16 protein-coding genes are annotated in these 17,833 nt (G+C 69.4%); 9 read left to right on the plus strand and 7 right to left on the minus strand.

Going from position 1 to position 17,833, the window contains the following annotated elements:
* Window positions 1-96: 96 nt before the first annotated feature.
* Window positions 97-963 carry a DUF1206 domain-containing protein gene (locus G3M57_RS05865; RefSeq protein WP_163229374.1) on the plus strand — a complete coding sequence of 289 codons (867 nt, stop codon included), beginning with the start codon at window positions 97-99 and terminating at the stop codon, window positions 961-963.
* On the opposite strand, the gene G3M57_RS05870 is transcribed toward G3M57_RS05865, so the two are convergent.
* Window positions 953-2,044 (minus strand): mechanosensitive ion channel family protein, encoded by a 1,092-nt coding sequence (locus G3M57_RS05870; RefSeq protein WP_163229376.1) that lies wholly within the window; start codon window positions 2,042-2,044, stop codon window positions 953-955. The genes G3M57_RS05865 and G3M57_RS05870 overlap by 11 nt on opposite strands.
* Window positions 2,045-2,178: 134 nt before the next feature.
* On the minus strand, window positions 2,179-3,654 hold the full coding sequence (gene trmFO / locus G3M57_RS05875) for a methylenetetrahydrofolate--tRNA-(uracil(54)-C(5))-methyltransferase (FADH(2)-oxidizing) TrmFO (protein ID WP_056759402.1): 1,476 nt from the start codon (window positions 3,652-3,654) through the stop codon (window positions 2,179-2,181).
* An 80-nt stretch (window positions 3,655-3,734) separates the two neighbouring features.
* Between trmFO and G3M57_RS05880 the strand changes: the two genes are divergently transcribed.
* The 3 genes from G3M57_RS05880 (at window position 3,735) to G3M57_RS05890 (ending at window position 6,491) form a co-directional block, all read left to right on the plus strand.
* The gene (locus G3M57_RS05880) at window positions 3,735-4,688 is read left to right on the plus strand and encodes a hypothetical protein (protein ID WP_163229378.1); all 954 of its coding nucleotides are present in this window, start codon (window positions 3,735-3,737) and stop codon (window positions 4,686-4,688) included.
* Between the two features lie 148 nt (window positions 4,689-4,836).
* Entirely contained in the window at window positions 4,837-5,625 is a 789-nt protein-coding gene (locus G3M57_RS05885; RefSeq protein ID WP_163229380.1) for a hypothetical protein, read from the plus strand.
* Complete coding sequence (locus G3M57_RS05890; protein WP_163229382.1) at window positions 5,622-6,491, plus strand: hypothetical protein; 870 nt, start codon at window positions 5,622-5,624, stop codon at window positions 6,489-6,491. The genes G3M57_RS05885 and G3M57_RS05890 overlap by 4 nt, the downstream gene beginning before the upstream one ends.
* Here the strand turns inward: G3M57_RS05890 and G3M57_RS05895 are convergent.
* Entirely contained in the window at window positions 6,488-7,102 is a 615-nt protein-coding gene (locus tag G3M57_RS05895; RefSeq protein ID WP_163229385.1) for a glutathione S-transferase family protein, read from the minus strand. The two genes, G3M57_RS05890 and G3M57_RS05895, sit on opposite strands and share 4 nt — an antisense overlap.
* A 144-nt stretch (window positions 7,103-7,246) precedes the next feature.
* Here G3M57_RS05895 and G3M57_RS05900 point away from each other — a divergent pair, with 144 nt between their 5' ends.
* The 4 genes from G3M57_RS05900 (at window position 7,247) to G3M57_RS05915 (ending at window position 10,954) form a co-directional block, all read left to right on the plus strand.
* A complete protein-coding gene (locus tag G3M57_RS05900) occupies window positions 7,247-8,167 on the plus strand; it encodes a hypothetical protein (RefSeq protein ID WP_056759436.1) in 921 nt (306 codons plus the stop codon).
* Between the two features lie 12 nt (window positions 8,168-8,179).
* The gene (locus G3M57_RS05905) at window positions 8,180-9,055 is read left to right on the plus strand and encodes a hypothetical protein (RefSeq protein ID WP_163229387.1); all 876 of its coding nucleotides are present in this window, start codon (window positions 8,180-8,182) and stop codon (window positions 9,053-9,055) included.
* 8 nt (window positions 9,056-9,063) lie between these two features.
* On the plus strand, window positions 9,064-9,921 hold the full coding sequence (locus G3M57_RS05910; protein WP_163229389.1) for a hypothetical protein: 858 nt from the start codon (window positions 9,064-9,066) through the stop codon (window positions 9,919-9,921).
* A 91-nt stretch (window positions 9,922-10,012) separates the two neighbouring features.
* On the plus strand, window positions 10,013-10,954 hold the full coding sequence (locus G3M57_RS05915) for a hypothetical protein (RefSeq protein WP_163229391.1): 942 nt from the start codon (window positions 10,013-10,015) through the stop codon (window positions 10,952-10,954).
* A 43-nt stretch (window positions 10,955-10,997) separates the two neighbouring features.
* Here G3M57_RS05915 and uvrA read toward each other — a convergent pair whose 3' ends face one another.
* A complete protein-coding gene (uvrA, locus tag G3M57_RS05920; protein WP_056759419.1) occupies window positions 10,998-13,907 on the minus strand; it encodes an excinuclease ABC subunit UvrA in 2,910 nt (969 codons plus the stop codon).
* Between the two features lie 164 nt (window positions 13,908-14,071).
* Window positions 14,072-14,797 carry a DUF1223 domain-containing protein gene (locus tag G3M57_RS05925; protein ID WP_056759421.1) on the minus strand — a complete coding sequence of 242 codons (726 nt, stop codon included), beginning with the start codon at window positions 14,795-14,797 and terminating at the stop codon, window positions 14,072-14,074.
* A gap of 165 nt (window positions 14,798-14,962) precedes the next feature.
* Here G3M57_RS05925 and G3M57_RS05930 point away from each other — a divergent pair, with 165 nt between their 5' ends.
* On the plus strand, window positions 14,963-15,142 hold the full coding sequence (locus G3M57_RS05930; RefSeq protein WP_056759424.1) for a hypothetical protein: 180 nt from the start codon (window positions 14,963-14,965) through the stop codon (window positions 15,140-15,142).
* Between the two features lie 142 nt (window positions 15,143-15,284).
* On the opposite strand, the gene G3M57_RS05935 is transcribed toward G3M57_RS05930, so the two are convergent.
* Window positions 15,285-17,063, minus strand: a complete 1,779-nt coding sequence (locus G3M57_RS05935) for an ATP-binding protein (protein ID WP_163229393.1) — start codon at window positions 17,061-17,063, stop codon at window positions 15,285-15,287.
* 110 nt (window positions 17,064-17,173) lie between these two features.
* On the minus strand, window positions 17,174-17,644 hold the full coding sequence (locus G3M57_RS05940) for a DUF1203 domain-containing protein (RefSeq protein ID WP_163229395.1): 471 nt from the start codon (window positions 17,642-17,644) through the stop codon (window positions 17,174-17,176).
* Window positions 17,645-17,833 lie beyond the last annotated feature (189 nt).

The following is a 17,833-nucleotide window of genomic DNA, read 5'->3' on the forward strand; positions in this document are numbered from 1 at the left end:
GGCTTGGCGGAGAATAGCCGCCCGATCGCGCGAGGGGGAACGCCAGCATTCGCCGCGCCGTTGGTCATCCAGGTTTGACCATGCGGGGCAGCAGTCATGTCGACATCGCCGGGAGTCCTGCCGCGAAAGCTGGCCAAGCGCGTCCGGCGACTCGACGCGGCCAAGGCGATCGAGCTGGCGTCGCGGCTCGGCTATGCCGCGCGGGGTCTGGTCTATCTGGGGCTCGGCTCCATCGTCCTGTTGGCGGCGCTGGACCTGACGCCGAGGGCCAAGGGCGCCAAGGCCCTGATGCGCGCCTGGGCCGACTGGCCGTTGGGCGGCGTGCTGATCGGGGGGATCGGCGCGGGCCTGGCGGGTTTCGCGGCCTGGCGCGTCCTGCAGGCGGTGTTCGACGCCGACCATCACGGGCGTTCGCTCAAGGCGTGGGCGGTGCGGATCGGCCAGGCGATCAGCGGCCTGGTCTATGGCGGTCTGGCGCTGTCGGCCTTCGAACTGCTGGACGAACTCGAAGATGTCGGCGAGGTCGACGAGGAGCAGAAGGCCCACCACACCGCCGGGACCATTCTCCACCTGCCCTATGGCGACACCTTGCTGATCGCCGCGGGCGTGGTGGTCATCGCGTTCGGGATCGGCAATGTCGTCCAGGGCCTGGTCCAGGATTTCGGCAAGCGCCTGAACTGCGATGAACGGACCTGCCGGCGGGTCGCGCCCCTGGCCAAGGTCGGCTACGGCGCGCGGGGCCTGGCCAGCCTGCCGCTGGGCGTCTTCCTGGTGACCGCGGGCGTCGAGGCCCGGGCCGGCGAGGCGCGCAGCTGGGGCGGCGCGCTGCAGGCGCTGGAAGGGCAGCCGTTCGGCAACGCGGCCTTGTGCCTGGTCGCCGCCGGCCTGATCGCCTTCGGACTGTTCGGCCTGGTCGAGGCGCGATATCGGCGCATACGCCCGCCGCCCGAGGTTACGCCGTGACCGGTTGGGTCTCCACCAGGCCCAGACGCTGCCTCGGCAGGGCGTCGGGGATCTCGTCGCGCAGGAAGGCCATCATCTTCTCGCGGACCTCGCAGCGCAGGTCGAAGGTTTTGGGCGCGCTGCGGGCGCTGACCAGGCAGCGCACCTCCAGCACCTGGGCGGTGACGTCGGTGACCTGCAGGGCGACCACCTTGCCGTCCCACAGCGCCGAGCCCCTGGCGATCTCCTCCAGCTTGGCGCGCAGGCGGTCGATCGGGGCGGCGTGATCGACATAGAGCATGGCCGTGCCGATCAGGGCCGCCGATTCCCGCGTCCAGTTCTGGAACGGCGTCTGGATGAAGTAGCTGAGCGGCAACACCATCCGCCGCCAGTCCCACAGCCGCACCACCACATAGGTGGCGTTGATCTCCTCGACATTGCCCCACTCCTTGTCGATGATCACGGCGTCGTCGATGCGGATCGGCTGGGTGATGGCGATCTGGATGCCGGCGATCAGGTTGGTCAGCAGCGGCTGCAGGGCCAGGCCGACGATCAGCGAGGCCGCGCCGCCGGCCGCCAGCAGGCTGACGCCCCACTGGCGCACGCCCGGAATGGTCATCAGGGCCAGACCGACCGTGACCAGGCCGATGATCACGGCGCAGGCTCGGCGCAGGATCTTGACCTGGGTCAGGTGCTTCCGCGCCAGCAGGTTGTCTTCGACGTCGACGTTGAAGCGCCGCATGTAGAGCGCCGCGCCGATGTCCAGGGCGGTCAGCACGATCCAGCCCACCAGCACGATGAACAGGATCAGCAGCAGGTGCTTGGCGCCGGCGGCCTGGCCGGTGGTCAGGGGCGCGATCGAGGCGGCCAGGCTGAGGGCGGCGACGATGAACGCCATCCGGGTCGGGCGTCGCGTGCGCACGGCCAGGGCCGACCAGAAGGCGTCCCTGGACAGCGAGCGGCGGACGATCCGGACCAGGACGAAGTGCGCGGCCAGCGCCAGCAGCACGGCGACAGCGACGAGGGCCAGGCTGATCGCCCACGGCGGCGCCCAGGCCAGGCGCAGCGCCAGGTCCGTGAGCCAGGGAGGGGAGGCGGACATGGGCCTTTGAACGTGCGGGAACGCAGAGGGCTCCAAAGAGCCCCTCCGGCTCTCCGGCCGCCCCAGAGCGGGAGGATCCAATCCGAGTAGATGCTGCCCCACTGGGGGAGCTGTCGCGGGGCGACTGAGGGGGCCTAAGCCGCCCCGCTCACCCACGCGTCCAGATCCGCCAGCGCCCGCAGGCTCATCAGCCGCTTCTTGGCGCGGCCGCGTTCCTTCAGCGGGATCTTGACGCCGTTCTCGTCGACCTTGGGCGCCTCCAGCGGCGGCAGCAGGCCGTAGTTGATGTTCATCGGCTGGAAGCTGGCCTTGCCCTCGGGACCGCCCTCCAGGTGGCCGCCGGTCACGTGGTCGACCAGGGCGCCGAGCGCGGTGGTCGGCGGCGGGGCGTCCAGCGTCCGGCCCAGGCGCTCGGCGGCGGCGAAGCGCCCCGCCAGCAGGCCGGTGGCGGCGCTTTCGACATAGCCCTCGACCCCGGTCATCTGGCCGGCGAAGCGCAGGCGCGGGGCCGCCTTCATCCGCAGGCTGCGATCCAGCAGGCGCGGGCTGTTGATGAAGGTGTTCCGGTGCAGGCCGCCCAGCCGGGCGAACTGGGCGTTCTGCAGACCCGGGATCATCCGGAACACCTCGGCCTGGGCGCCGTGCTTCAGCTTGGTCTGGAAGCCCACCATGTTCCACAGCGTGCCCAGGGCGTTGTCCTGGCGCAACTGGACGATGGCGTAGGCCTTGACCGTCGGGTCGCGCGGGTTGGTCAGACCGACCGGCTTCATGGGACCATGGCGCAGCGTCTCGCGGCCGCGCTCGGCCATCACCTCGATCGGCAGGCAGCCGTCGAAATAGGGCACGTGCTCCCAGTCCTTGAACTCGGCCTTGGGGCCTTCGAGCAAGGCGTCGATGAAGGCCTCGTACTGGGCCTTGTCCATCGGGCAGTTGATGTAGGCCGCCGCGTCACCGCCGGGGCCTTCCTTGTCGTAGCGCGACTGGCGCCAGGCGATGTCCATGTCGATCGACTCGACGTGGATGATCGGGGCGATAGCGTCGAAGAAGCTGAGCTGGCCTTCGCCGCTGAGCTCGAGGATGGCGTCGGCCAGGGCCGGCGAGGTGAGGGGACCGGTGGCCACCACGACGTTGTCCCAATCGGCCGGCGGCAGGCCGGCGACCTCCTCGCGGACGATGGTGATCAGCGGATGAGCCTCAATGCGGCGGGTGACCTCGGCCGAGAAGCCGTCGCGGTCGACCGCCAGGGCCCCGCCGGCCGGCACCTGGTGCTGGTCGGCGGCCGAGAGGATCAGCGAGTCCAGCCTGCGCATCTCGGCGTGCAGCAGGCCCACGGCGTTGAACTGCCAGTCGTCGGAGCGGAAGGAGTTGGAGCAGACCATCTCGGCCAGGCCGTCGGTCTGGTGGGCGTCGGTGCGGATTTTTACTTGCCCTACCGCTTCGCTGCTTGAGGACGGGTCGGGCAGGTCGCGCCGCATTTCATGCAGGACGACGGGCACGCCGGCCTGGGCGATCTGCCAGGCGGCCTCGGATCCAGCCAGGCCGCCGCCGACGACATGGACGGGGGCGGCGGAAGACGGAGAAGAAGACGAAGAAGAAGGGGAGGTGCTCATGGCCGCCCTCATACCTCCGCTGGCCAGCCGGCGAAACCTGCGTGTAGGTTGGGCCGAGACTCAAGGTTGCGGGGACGGGCATGGCGAGGTTTTCGGCGACGGGCGCGGCGGCGGCCGGGTTCGGGGTGATCGGGCGGGCGCCCCTGGCGGTGCTGGCCTGGGGGCTGGTGATCCTGGTGACGCTGGTCGGGCCGATGGTCGCCCTGATGTGGACGCTGGCGCCGCAGTTCATCGAAATGATCAAGACGATGCCGGCTCCGGCGTCGTCGCCTTCGGCCGCGGACGAGTCCGCGATGATGGCGCGGATGATGCAGCTGCAGGGCAGCATGATGGGCGTGAACGTGATCAGCTGGGTCGGCGGCGCGCTGGTCAAGGGGGTGGTGGCCGGAGCGGTGTTCCGCGCCGTGCTCCAGCCGGACCAGAAGCGCTGGGCCTATCTGCGCCTGGGCATGCCGGAGCTGTGGCTGGGGCTGGTGACCCTGGTCCAGGGCGTGCTGTTCATGATGGCCTATTTCGCCGTGGTGTTCATTGGCCTGATCCTGGGTCTGATCCTGTTCCTGGTCGGTTCGGCGGCGGGAGACGCCGGCAAGCTGGTCGCCGGCCTGCTGATCGCCCTGGTGATCCTGGCCGGGATCGCGGTGCTGGTCTGGGGTCTCCTGCGCCTGTCGATGGCGGGGCCGATGAGCTTCGTCGAGAACAAGTTCCTGCTGTTCGAATCTTGGCGCTTCACCCGCGGCCAGAGCGGCCGGCTGCTGGGCATGGCGGCCCTGCTGCTGCTGATCCTGATCGGGCTGGAACTGGTGCTCTACGCGGTGCTCGGCCTGGCGGCCTTCGGGTCCTGGGCGGGGATCAAGGCCACGGTCGAGAGCTTGCAGGGCCAGCCGCCGCAGGCCTGGCTGCACGCGTTCTGGGGGATCGCCGCGATTGGGACCGTCGTGCTGTCGTTTCTGGGCGCCTTCGCCATGACCCTGGTCTACGCACCGTGGGCCAAGGCCTATCAGGAGCTGGCGGCCTCCGGCGCGGGCAAAGCCTGACACGGCGACGCCTCCGCGCGGCGCCAGAGCCACGGGCGGCGAAATTCAGCGTGACACCCGTTGCGACTCGTCGCCAAGGCGGGGGCGAACCGCTTATGACTCCTTGGATTCGAGGGGTTCGCGCGGGGCGCGGTCGAGCGAGGGTTTCATGGCTGAGGGATCGGCGGCGATCGGGCGAACCGTTCGCGCCGGAATGGCAGGATGGGCGCCGGCTCTGCGGACCTGCTGGGCGGCGCTGGTCGCGGGCGCGGTCCTGGGCCTGCTGCCCCGCGCCCCGGGCCTGGCCTTCCTCGGCCTGCCGCTGGAGCTGGCGGCGACGACCGTCGCCTACGGCGCCCTGTACCGACACGCGTTCGACGGGCCCGCCGGCTTCCAAGGCTTGCGCTGGGGCGCCGTGGAATGGCGGCTGCTGGCGGTCCAGGTCCTGGTCACCGTGATCCTGACCGTCGTCATGGCCGTGCTGTTGGTGCTGGTCGGCGCGGTGGTGGTGGGCGTGGCCAAGAGCAACGCGCCGGGCCTGGACATCACCTCGGTCGACGCCTGGCGGGCCGCGCTCGGCGGTCCGGGGACCCTGGCCGCCAGCCTGCCGCCGTTGCTGTCGATGGCCATCATGGTCTGGCTGTTCCTGAGGCTGTCCCTGGCCCCCGCCGCCACCGTGGATCTGGGCCGCATCCAGGTGCTCAGCGCCTTCGGGCGCTCGCGCGGCGCGGTGCTGGTGCTGGCGGCGGCCGGGGCCGTGCTGGCCGCGCCGGCGATCATCCTGGTGGTGCTGATCGGCTATCTGCGGGCCATCGCCGGTTTCGCGGAGGGCACGCTGGTTCCCGAGCTGGTCAGCGTCGCCCTGGTGTTCTTCTATCTCATCCCCGTCTGGACCGCGGCCCTGGTCGACGTCTATCGCGTGCAGCCCGCCCCGCCCCCTGGAACCCTCCGGACATGACCACCTTCTCGCCCGTCCAAGCCGCGCTCGAGGGCGTCCGCATCACCCAGCGCAAGCCGCTGGTCGTGCTGGCCTGGGCCGCCTGCTACTTCGCCATGCTGATCGTGCTGGGCCTGGTGGTCGCCTTCGCCTTCGGCGGCACGGTGCGGACCGACCTGGCGCTGCTGGCCCGGACCAACGACCTGCGCGAGCTGATCGACATCGTCGCCCGGCGCAAGGGCACGCTGCTGCCGCTGATCGCCTTCGCCGTGGCCCTGCAGTCGGTGATCAGCGTGGCGATCATGCGAGCCGTGGTGCGGCCGCAGGAACGACGGCTGGCCTATCTGCGCGTGGGCCGCGAGGAGGCGCGCCAGTTCGTCGTCGCCCTGGTCGGCTGGATCGTGGCCCTGGTCGTCACCGCCCTGCCCAGCGCCGTGCTGGTGCTGATCGGCGCCGGCCTGATCAGCCTGGGCGCGGTCGAGACCAATCGGTGGGTCGAGGTGCTGGGGGCCATCGCCGTCGCCGGCCTGTCGATCTGGTTCGGCATTCGCCTGTCCCTGCTGTCGATCATCACCTTCGCCGAGGGCAAGCTGTCGCTGCGTCGAACGTGGGCCCTGACCGACCACCATTTCTGGCGGCTGCTGGGCATGTACTTCCTGGCGGTGGTGCTGACCATTCTGGTCAGCGTGGCGCAGACCCTGGTTTCGGGGCTGATCCTGACCTTCTCCGGCGGCATCACCAACACGATCATGCTGGCCCTGTCCGGCCTGGCCACCATGCTGCTGGCGCCGTTCTTCTTCACCGTCCAGATGGTGATCCTGACGGCCGCCCCGGCCCGGGCCTATTACGACCTGCACGAAAGCGAGCTGGCGCCGACGGCGGCCTAGGCCGCCGCGCTGGGGCGGGCCGAAGCCCGTTCCCGCCAGCCCTTCAGCCGCTCGGCCTCGTCCGGGACATCCAGGCCGATGAAGGCGGCGAAGTCGATCGTGGTCAGGGCGACGATGTCGGCCATGCCGAACGTGTCGCCGGCGATCCACTGGCGGCCGTCGGCCAGTTCGCGGTCCAGCCAGCCCATGGCCTTGGCGGCGACCGGCCGGTTGGACTCGCCGAACGCGCGGTTCTGGACCAGCAGCGAGGCGGTCAGCGGATGGGCGTGGCGCCAGTACATGGCGACCGGGATCATCAACTGGAACTCGATGCGACGGACCCACATGTCGGTGCGCGCCTGGCTCAGGGCGCAGGTCCCGAACAGCGGCGGCGTCGGGTGCAGGGCTTCCAGGTAGCGGCAGATGGCGACGCTCTCGCTGATCGTCTGGCCGTCCTCCAGCTCCAGCACCGGAACCTGGCCCAAGCTGTTGCGCGCCTTGTGCTCGGGCGACTTGTGGCCGCCCTGGCGCAGGCCGATGCGAATCTCCGGCAGGTCCAGTCCCTTCTCCGCCGCGAAGATGCGCACCCTACGCGGATTGGGCGCGGGATTGGCCTCGCCATACAGCTTCACAACATCCTCCTGGTACGGCCTGTTCCGGCGCTTCAAACGAACGTTAGAATTGGCCGCGGCGTTTGGACAGCGGAAACAGCTGGCGGGGCTGTCGCCCGGCCGCGAACCTTGTTAGGCGTGGTCGAGATAAAACGGGGCATGGCGATGGATCAGTTTTCGGCCACGGACGCGGCTCTGGCCGGCTTTCGAGCGGCGCGCGAGAAGCCCAGGGCGGTGGCCGTCTGGGCCGGCATCATGGCGATCCTGTCCTTCATCGTCGCGATCTTCGCGGTCTCGACCTTCGGCGACAAGCTGACCGCCCTGACCACGGCCGTGGAAGGCGACCCGGACCCGCAAACCACCCTGGCGGCGATGAGCGGCCTGTGGCCCCTGTTCGTCGGCTCGATGCTCTACGTGCTGGTGACCAATTCGGTGCTGATGGCGGCGGTCAACCGCCTGATCCTGCGGCCGCAGGACGGCGCGGGAGCCTATCTGCGCCTGGGCGGGGACGAACTGCGGCAAGCCGCGGTTCAGGTGCTGCTCTACCTGGTGCTGTTCGGCGCCTATTTCGTTGGCGTGGTCATCGTGGCGCTGCTGGGGACGATCGGCGGCGCGATCGGCGGGGCGGGCCTGGGCGTGCTCCTGGGCCTGCTGTCGGGCGTGGCTCTGCTGGCCGGCCTGGTCTTGCTGTCGGTGCGCCTGTCGTTCGTCAGCACCCTGGCGTTCGACACCCGCCGGATCGACTTGCGCGCCTCGTGGGACATGACCCGCGGCCGGTTCTGGCAGCTGTTCGGAACCTATCTAATCGCCACCGTCCTGGCGGTGGTGGTCTATCTGCTGCTGTTCGTGATGATCGCCGCCGTTGGCGCGATCGCCGGCATGGCCACGGGCGGCGGCCTGGCGGCGGCCGGCGACGCCCTGCATGGCGAGGCCACCACCCTGGCCGAGCTGTTCTCGGTGTCCGGCGTCGTCCGTTCGCTGCTGTCGGGCCTGATGTCGGTGCTGGTCTCGCTGATCGTCTTCGCCCCGGCCCCGACCATCTACGCCCAGCTGAAGGGGCGCGACGTCGGCGAGACGTTCGGCTAGGGCGACAAAACCTTGAGGGGCACGGAGGCGGAGTTTTCCTGGTCGGCCGCCGCGCTGGCGGGTTTCGGCGTCCTGCGCCGCGAGCCGGGCTTGCTGCTGGTCTGGAGCCTGGTCGGACTGGTGTTCGGCCTAGCCGACCAGATGCTCGACGTGCGCGCCGAAGGCCTTCGCGCGGCGGGTTATTCCGGGACCTGGATCGCGCCGATCACCGGCCTGGTCCGTGCCGTTCTCGCCACCGTCGCCATGGCGATCTTCTCGGCCGCGGTCTATCGCACCGTGTTGCGGCCGCAAGGCGAGACGCGGAGCCGCATGCGCTTCGGCGCCGACGAAATCCGGCTGACCCTGGTCTGGCTGGCGCAGTGGGCGCTGCTGTTGCCGCTGAGCATCCTGGCGGTCATCCCGTCCTTCCTGCTTTCGACCTTGATGCCCAAGCACGAGGCGCTGACCTCTGGGCTCGTTGGGACAATCAGCGCCCTGAGCATCCTGGTCGCCTGGCTGTTCGTGCTGGTGCGTCTGTCCCTGGCCGCGCCAATGGCCTTGGCGGAGGGGCGATGGAGCGTTCGCGCCGCCTTGGGCATGAGCCGGGGCCATTTCTGGAAGATCCTCGCGGTCCACCTACCCCTCCTGCTGGGCGCCGCGTTGGCGTTCAGCGCCTCGAACACGCTGTATGGCCTGGTCCTGGGCGCAGTGCGGGCGGACGTCTCGCCCGCCGTTCTGCTACACAACCGTTCGCTGGCGGACGTGTTCTCGCCCGTTCGGTTGGGTTTCACGATCGTCACCGCCGCCCTGGGCGCCGTCGCGGCCGCGGTCCTCTACGCGCCAGCGGCGGCCATCTATCGCGACCTTGGCAGTCACCGATCCGACGACCAAGCCGCCGTGTTCGACTAGGAGCGGTCATGACCCCCGCGAAACTGCCTTGGCGCGCCGCCATTCTGTCAGGGCTCCGGCTTGTCGCCGGCCGACCTGCGGCGGCGCTGTCATGGGCGTTCGTGTTCGCCGTTGGCGGAACGATCATGGCCGGTTTCCAGGTCTGGGCCTGGCAGGCGGTCGATTCGGGGCGCGGCCTGACGATCGTCGCCGTGCGGCTCGGCCTCGCCGGCTTTGCCTTGAACATAGTGATGACCACCGTGACCTGCGCCGCGATCCTTCGTGCGACGATCCATCCCAAGGACCGCCACGCCGCCTGGCCGAGGTTCGGCGGCGTCGAGTTGCGTCTGCTTGGGCTCGTCTTGCCGCTGACCCTGGTGTGGCTGCTGCTCTCCTCGGCAGTCGGCGCCTTGAGCTACCTGCTGCTGGCGACCCATGCAGCCAGCCCGTCCGTCTTGCCTTACACGACCGGATCGACTGCGGTGGTCCTGACGCTGCTGGGCGGGCGTCTGGCCCTGGCCGCGCCGATGACGCTCGCTGATCGACGCCTGCGCCTCGGAAGCGCGCTCACGCTGAGCCATGGCCGCCACGTCGGCTTGGCGGTGATCTTTCTTGCGGCCCTGCTGATCTCCATGGCGATCGAAGGGGCGGGCGCGTGGGCTCGCGACCTGCTGATCGGCGCGATGGGGAACGCCTCGCCGCCGGTGTTGAAGTCGCCCTCCCTGTCAGCGGCCTTGAATGCGGCGTTCGGACCCGCGGCGATGGCGGCCAGGGCGCTGGGCGCGATGGTCCATGCCCTGGCGGTCGCGGTGCTGGTAGCGCCGATCGGCCATGCCTACCGCTGCCTGAAAGGCGATCCCGTCGACCAGGGCGCGGTATTTGATTGAGCCCAAGGCCAAGTCGCTCACCCTGGGCTCGAACGCTTGCCATCCGGCGCGCGCAACGCAAGGATGCGTACCAGGTTTCGAGGGGGTTTAGATGCAGTTCAAGGTGACGGAAGCCGCGTTCGAGGGCTTCCGGCTGATCCGACGCGAGCCCAGGACGATCGCGATTTGGGCGGTCTTCAGTCTGGTCGCCAGCGCGGCGTTGATATCGGCGATGATCGCTTCCGGCTTTGGCCGCTTCATGAGCGCATCGACCAAGGGGACCATGGCGCCCGAGGCGCTGACGGGCTTCTTCGTCGGCGAACTGATCGCGATTGGCGGGGGGCTCCTGATCGCCTCGATCATGGGCGCGGCCGTCTACCGGGCGATCCTGCGGCCAGCCGAGGCGCCGCTGACCCGATTGCGGCTAGGCGGCGACGAGTTGCGGCTAATGCTGCTGTCGGTGATCATGGGCGTGGTGTTCACCGGCCTGCTGATCGCTATGGTCATTCCCGTGGCCCTGCTGGGCGTGGCGATCGGGGTCGCGGGGTTCATGGGCGGACAGGGCGGAGCCGAGCCCCATGTCGGGGCCATGGCCGGCATCGTCCTGGTGGTGCTGCTCGGCTACCTGCTGATCTTCGCCGGACTGGTCTTCTTCGCGGTGCGGCTCTCGCTGGCCGGCGTCATGACCTTCGCCGAACGCCGCCTGCGAGTGTTCGAGTCCTGGCGGCTGACCAAGGGACGCTTCTGGCGGTTGCTGGGCTGCTACGGCCTGGCCGTGGTGCTGATGCTGCCGATCTACATGGTGATGATGACGCTGTACTTCGCCGTCACCTTCGCCTTTTCCGGTGGCGATGTCGGCCGGGCGATGGGCGAGATCGCCCAGCCCGACATGACCTCGGTGGCGGCCTATTTCAATCCGGCGCGGATCGTCTATTTCCTGCTGGCCGGCGCGATCGGCGGGGTGCTGAACGCGGTGATGTACGCCCCCGCCGCCGCTGTCTATCGGGAGATCGCCGAGATGCGGCCGGAAAACCAGGCCGAGGTGTTCAGCTAGTCCTGGCCGGGGCGAAGCGGTTGGCCGCCTCGCCCCGACGGGCTCAGGCCCGCTTGGCCGCCTTCAGGGCCGCCACGCGTTCCAGCCGCCGCTCCTCGTGGCGAGCCAGCACGTCCTTCAGATAGCGGCCGGTCCAGCTGGCCTCGACCTTGGCCACGTCCTGGGGCGAGCCCACGGCGACGATCTCGCCGCCGCCGTCGCCGCCCTCCGGACCGAAGTCCAGCAGCCAGTCGGCGGTCTTCACCACGTCCAGGTTATGCTCGATGACCACCACGGTGTTGCCCTGGTCGACCAGCTCGTGCAGCACTTCCAACAGCTTCTTGGTGTCCTCGAAGTGCAGGCCGGTGGTCGGCTCGTCGAGGATGTACAGCGTGCGGCCGGTGGCCCGCTTGCTGAGCTCCTTCGACAGCTTCACCCGTTGCGCTTCACCACCGGACAGGGTCGTGGCCTGCTGGCCGACCTTGATGTAGCTGAGGCCCACCCGCTTGAGCGTCTCCATCTTGTCGCGGATCGGCGGCACGGCCTTGAAGAAGTCGGCGGCCTCCTCGACCGTCATGTCCAGCACGTCGGCGATGGTCTTGCCCTTGAACAGGATGTCCAGGGTCTCGCGGTTGTAGCGCTGGCCCTTGCAGACGTCGCAGGTGACGTAGACGTCGGGCAGGAAGTGCATCTCGATCTTGATCAAGCCGTCGCCCTGGCAGGCCTCGCAGCGGCCGCCCTTGACGTTGAAGCTGAAGCGGCCGGGGCCGTAGCCACGAGCCTTGCTCTCCGGCAGTTGGGCGAACCAGTCGCGGATCGGGCCGAAGGCGCCGGTATAGGTGGCCGGGTTCGAGCGCGGGGTGCGGCCGATCGGCGACTGGTCGATGTCGATGACCTTGTCGAAGTTCTCCAGCCCCTCGATCCGCTCGTGCGTGGCCGGGGCGTCGCTGGCGTTGTTCAGGCGACGCGCGGCGGCCTTGTACAGGGTCTCGATCGTGAAGGTCGACTTGCCGCCGCCCGACACGCCGGTGATGCAGGTGAAGGTGCCAACCGGGATCTCGCCGGTGACGTCCTTCAGATTGTTGCCCTTGGCGCCGACGACCCTCAGCATCTTCTTCTTGCTGATCGGCCGGCGCTGTTCGGGGACCTCGATCTCGCGCACGCCGGTCAGATACTGGCCGGTGACGCTCCTAGGGTTGGCCATGATGTCGGCCGGCTTGCCCTCGGCGACGATCTCGCCGCCGTGCACGCCCGCGGCCGGACCCATGTCGATGACGTAATCGGCGGTGAGGATGGCCTCCTCGTCGTGCTCGACGACGAGGACCGAATTGCCCAGGTCGCGCAGGCCCTGCAGCGACTGCAGCAGGCGGGTGTTGTCGCGCTGGTGCAGGCCGATCGACGGCTCGTCCAGCACATAGAGCACGCCGGTCAGGCCCGAGCCGATCTGGCTGGCCAGGCGGATGCGCTGGCTCTCGCCGCCCGACAGGGTGCCCGAGCCGCGCGACAGGTTCAGGTAGTCCAGTCCCACGTCGACCAGGAACCGCAGGCGGTCGTTGATCTCCTTCAGGATCCGCCGGGCGATCTCCATCTGCTTGTCGGAGAGGTGGCCCTCCAGCGCCGTGAACCAGTCGCGGGCCGGGCGGATGGCCAGGTTCGAGACGGCGGCGATGTCCTGGCCGTGAATCTTGACCGCCAGGGCCTCGGGCTTCAGGCGCTTGCCGTGGCAGACCTCGCAGGGGGTGTCGGACTGGTAGCGGCCCAGTTCCTCGCGGACCCAGCTGCTGTCGGTCTCGCGCCAGCGGCGCTCCAGGTTCGGCAGCACGCCCTCGAAGGGCTTGGCCACCTCGTATTTGCGGGCGTTGTCGTCATAAGTGAACTTGATCTTCTCGCCCTTGGAGCCCTGCAGCACCACCTGCCGCGCGCTCTCCGGCAGCTTGTGCCAGGGCTCGTCCATCGAGAAGCCGTAGTGGCGGGCCAGGGCCTGCAGGGTCTGGGTGTAGAGCGGCGAAGGCCCCTTGGCCCACGGCGCCACAGCGCCCTTGTGAAGCGACTTATCCTTATCTGGCACCACGAGGTCGGCGTCGAAGGCCAGCTTGGCGCCCAGGCCGTCGCAGGCCGGGCAGGCGCCCGCCGGGTTGTTGAACGAGAACAGGCGCGGCTCGATCTCGGCGATCGTGAAGCCGCTGACCGGGCAGGCGAAGCGTTCGGAGAACAGCAGCCGGCGCGGCTCTTTCTCGCCTTCCTCGACATTGGCCCACTCGGCGACCGCGAGGCCGTCGGCCAGGCGCAGGGCCTGCTCGATCGAGTCGGCCAGCCGCTGCTCCATGCCGGCCTTGGTGACGATGCGGTCCACGACCACGTCGATGTCGTGCTTAAACTTCTTGTCCAGGACCGGGGCGTCCTCGATCGGATAGAACTCGCCGTCGATCTTCAGCCGCTGGAAGCCGGCCTTCTGCCACTCGGCGATTTCCTTGCGGTACTCGCCCTTGCGGTCGCGAACGACAGGGGCCAGCAGGTAGAGGCGCGTGCCTTCAGGCAAGGCGGTGATCTTGTCGACCATCTGGCTGATGGTCTGGCTCTCGATCGGCAGGCCGGTGGCCGGCGAATAGGGCACCCCGACCCGGGCCCACAGCAGGCGCATGTAGTCGTGGATTTCGGTGACCGTGCCCACCGTCGAGCGTGGGTTGCGCGAGGTGGTCTTCTGCTCGATCGAGATAGCCGGCGACAGGCCCTCGATCAGGTCCACGTCCGGCTTGCTCATCAGTTCCAGGAACTGGCGGGCGTAGGCCGACAGGCTCTCGACGTAGCGGCGCTGGCCCTCGGCGTAGATGGTGTCGAACGCCAGCGAGCTCTTGCCCGAGCCGGAGAGGCCGGTCAGCACGACGAGCTCGCCCCGCGGGATGTCGACGCTGACGTCCTTGAGATTGTGCTCCCGCGCGCCGCGCACGCGGATGAAGTTCAGTTGTTCAGCCATGTTTTCCGGAACGCGTGAGGCCGTGAGGGGAGCCACGGCGAGACGGCTATATGTAGGGCCCGGAACGCCGATTAACACAAGAACAAGGTGCGAACAAATGTCGCGATGGCGGGACGTGGCGGCAGACTGCTGACATCAGGTGTCAGCAGGGGTTCAGTGACGCTTCAGAGCCGCGCCGCCGCCAGGATCGGGCCGCCGTTCCGGGCCTGGACCAGCACCGCCGTGCGAAGGACGGGGTCGGCGGGCGGCTTGGCGGCGAAGCCGACCGGAGCGCCGGTCCAGCCGCCCAGGCGGGTCAGCTCCACGACCACGTCGCGGTGGGGCAGGGTCTTGCCGTTGTTCTCCCCGCGCTGGATGGCCACCTGCCGCACGCGGGGATCGTAGCGCACCAGCCAAACGTCGGCGCCGGCCTTGGGCGCCTGGCCCGCCCCGATCTCGACCCGGCCACGCGACAGGGCCACGGTGGCGTCCATCGTCGGGCGGGCCCGGCGAAGGGCCAGGTCCAGGTCGCGGGCGTTCGTGCCGATCAGGTCCTCGCGACCTTCGATCACCATCTGCGGCGTGCCCAGCTGGGCGCCCAAACCGCGTGCGTAGGCCTTTTGTCGGTCGGTGTAGGCCGGCTTGGCGAAGGTGTCCTTCCAACCGAGTTGGTCCCAGTAGGTGACGCCGAAACTCAGGGCCAGCACGTCCGGCCGGTCGACGATGGCGTTGAGGTTGGCGTTGGCCGGCGGGCAGGACGAGCAGCCCTGGCTCTGGAACAGTTCCAGCACCACCGGCCGCTGGGCCGTGCCGCCCGCGCCGGACATCGACCAGGCGCCCACGGCGGCCGCCAGGGCCGCGCCGGCCGCCAGGCTGGCCCAGGCCGTCCTGCGCATCATTGTCCGGGTCATTGGCCGCGTTCCTCGTTGATCTCGAGGGTTCAGTTCGCGTCGGGGCGGCCGAAGGTTACGGCGTTCACGAACAATAAACCGCCTTTGGAAGGGCGACCTTCAGCACCCATGGCGTCTATGTCCGGACGGATCGCGCGTCGGGCGCGCCGAAGGGGGACGACGGGCGTGGCCAAGACGGCGGCGAAAAACGATGCGAAGGCGCCGGCCAAGAGCAAGTCCGGCAAGGCCGCCAAGGCCGCTCGCCAGCGCTCAGAGATCGACGACGTCATCACCCTGGCCGTCTGCGTCGCCTGCACGATCTGGGCCTTCAAGATCATCGTCGACCTGGGCGTCCTGAGCTTCTGACGGTTGGTCAAAGCCGCGCGTCACCGCAAGGTTTGGCGCGCGACGATCGATCCGCCCTGGGGAACGACCGTCGTGCGGCGGGGATGTTTTCAAGGCGGCAACGGCTATTTCGGCGTGTTCGAACCGTAGGGCGTTCGCGAAGCTACGACGCGCCGCTCAGCGCCGCGTCCAGCGCCGCCGCCAGCCGCTGGGCCGCGATCGGCTTGGCCACGAAACCGTCCATGCCGGCGGCGAGGTAACGGTCGGTCTCGTGGGCCAGCACGCTGGCGGTGACGGCCAGGATCGGGGTGCGGGCTCGGCCTTCGGCGCTCTCGCGCGCGCGGATGACCCGGCCGGCTTCCAGCCCGTCCATGCCGGGCATGTGGATGTCCATCAGGATGGCGTCCCAGGACCCGGTCTCCCACAGGGCCACCGCCTCGTGCCCGTCGCAGGCGACGTCGCAGGCGACGCCCAGGTGGCCCAGCATGGCCTGGAGGACGGTGCGGTTGACCGCGTTGTCGTCGACGACCAGCATCTTCAGCGCGCCGTCCAGGGCAGGGGCGGCGCCAGCCGCCTCGACGGAAGCCGGCTGAACGAGAGAGCCCAACGCCGGGCAGGGGACCGCGAAGGTGAAGCGCGCACCGCCGCCCGCCGGACTCTCGAAGCCGATCTCGCCGCCCATCAGCGTCACCAGCTCGCGGCAGATGGCCAAGCCCAGGCCGCTGCCGCCCGAGCGGCGGGTGCTCGAGCCGTCGACCTGGACGAACTTGTCGAAGATCTGGGCGCGGCGTGTTTCGGGCACGCCCATCCCGGTGTCGGTGACGGCGCAGGTCAGGGTGGCGGCGTCCCCGCCGAGCAGCACGACCACGCCGCCCGCATCGGTGAACTTGATGGCGTTGGAGATCAGGTTGCTCATCACCTGGCGCAGCCGCGCGGCGTCGCCGTCGCGCCAGCCGCCGGCCCGGGGCGCGATCTCCAGGGTGAAGTCCAGGCCCTTGTCGCGGGCCAGGCCGCCATAGAGCTGGCGCAGGGTGTCGGCCAGGGCGTCCAGGTCGAAGGGGGCGCGGACGACCTCCATCTTGCCCGCCTCGATCCGCGAGATGTCGAGCACGGCGTTGATCACCGCCAGCAGGGCGGCGCCGGACTGGCCGATCAGGGCCAAGCGGGCGCGCTGTCGGGCCGACAGGGTGTCGCGCTCCATGGCCTGGGCCATGCCCAGCACGCCGTTCAGGGGCGTGCGGATCTCGTGGCTCATGGTTTCGAGGAACTCGGTCTTCGCGCGGCTGGCGGTCTCGGCGGCGACGGCCAGGTCCTGGGCCTCGGTGCGCAGGCGGCGGTTCTCCTCCAGCTCGGCCTCGAGCTTGCGGTTGAGGGCGTCCGACGCCAGGCGGGCCCGCAGTTCCCGCATCATCGCGCCGCGCATCAGGGCCGACATGCCCAGGGCGGCGAAGGCGCCGGCCACGCCGATGAAGCCGTACTGGCCGACCAGGTCGCCGGGTGCGTTGCGGGCCATCGCCAGCAGGCCGATGATCGCCGCCCCGACGCTGGCCAGGGCCACGCGCCAGGTCGGGGCCGAGGTGGCGAAGGCCAGAGCCATCAGCACGAAATAGACCAGCTTGGCAGGCTCGAAATGCAGGATCTGGTAGGCGACGACATTGGCCATGAACAGGGCGTTGATCGCCAGGGCGGCCGTTTCCAGGCCCGGCATTTCGGGCGGCCGAGCCTTCAGCCGACGCCAGAGCCAGAAGCCGGTCGCGGCGGTCGCCAGCGCCAGGCTCTCCAGCACCAGCAGGGCTCCGCCCCGCTCGTAGAAGGGATGAGAAACGCTGATCAGGCTATAGTAGGTGGCGGCCGCCAGCAGATAGCCGCGCAGGATCGGCACGCACGGGCCGACGATCTCCCGAGTCGGAATCGGTTCCGGCTTGCCGATCGCCTGCTTCATGAGCCCCCGCCCGTGGTTTCCACCGCTGACCTTGATGGACGCTAGGCGATCCAGGTTAAGTCGCCATTGAGAACGCTACCGTTCCTGGACCAAGCTCGAGCCGAAGAAACCTAGGCGGCGCGATCAATCCGCGCGGCGTAGCAGCCGGGCTTGGCGTAGTGGGCGTGCAGATAGGCCACGCCCGGATCGGCCAGCATCCGCTCGATCACCGGCCCGGCCGCCGAGCCCTTGACGACGTCGGCGTCGCGCAGCATGCCGGATGCGTCGAAGCCGCGCAGCGACAGCAGCCGGCGGCGCAGGGCGGGCGGAAGGACGTCGGTGGTCGAGGCCGGCGCCTGCGCGGCCTCGCGCACATAGATGGCGTAGTGGGAGCGGAACGGGGTGTCGGCGGCCTGGTGCTCGTGGTTCAGCAGGATCAGGGTCTCGCCCGGCGCGGCGTCGTCCAGGGTGACGCGGCAGGGGAAGGCGAACGGCGCGTCGGCGACCACGCGCAGCATGCCGCGCTTGGCCAGGGCCGCGTCGTCGAGGGCGAACAGCGGCGCGAACGGCTCGATCGGCAGGCTGGAAACGGTGAAGGACATGGGGCTCTCCTGGTCTGGAGCCTGTTGTGACCCCTTCTCCGGGAGGCCGACACCCGATCCTTGCGCCGATCCTTGCGGTTGCATCGAACTTGCCGAACATCGGTCGATCGCCTAGAAGGTCCGTGCTCGAAATCCCGGGCCGACCGATGGAGGCTGCCATGGACATTGCGATGGACGACCGTTTCGCCC

It is taken from the genome of Caulobacter rhizosphaerae, assembly GCF_010977555.1.
Lineage (GTDB): Bacteria > Pseudomonadota > Alphaproteobacteria > Caulobacterales > Caulobacteraceae > Caulobacter > Caulobacter rhizosphaerae.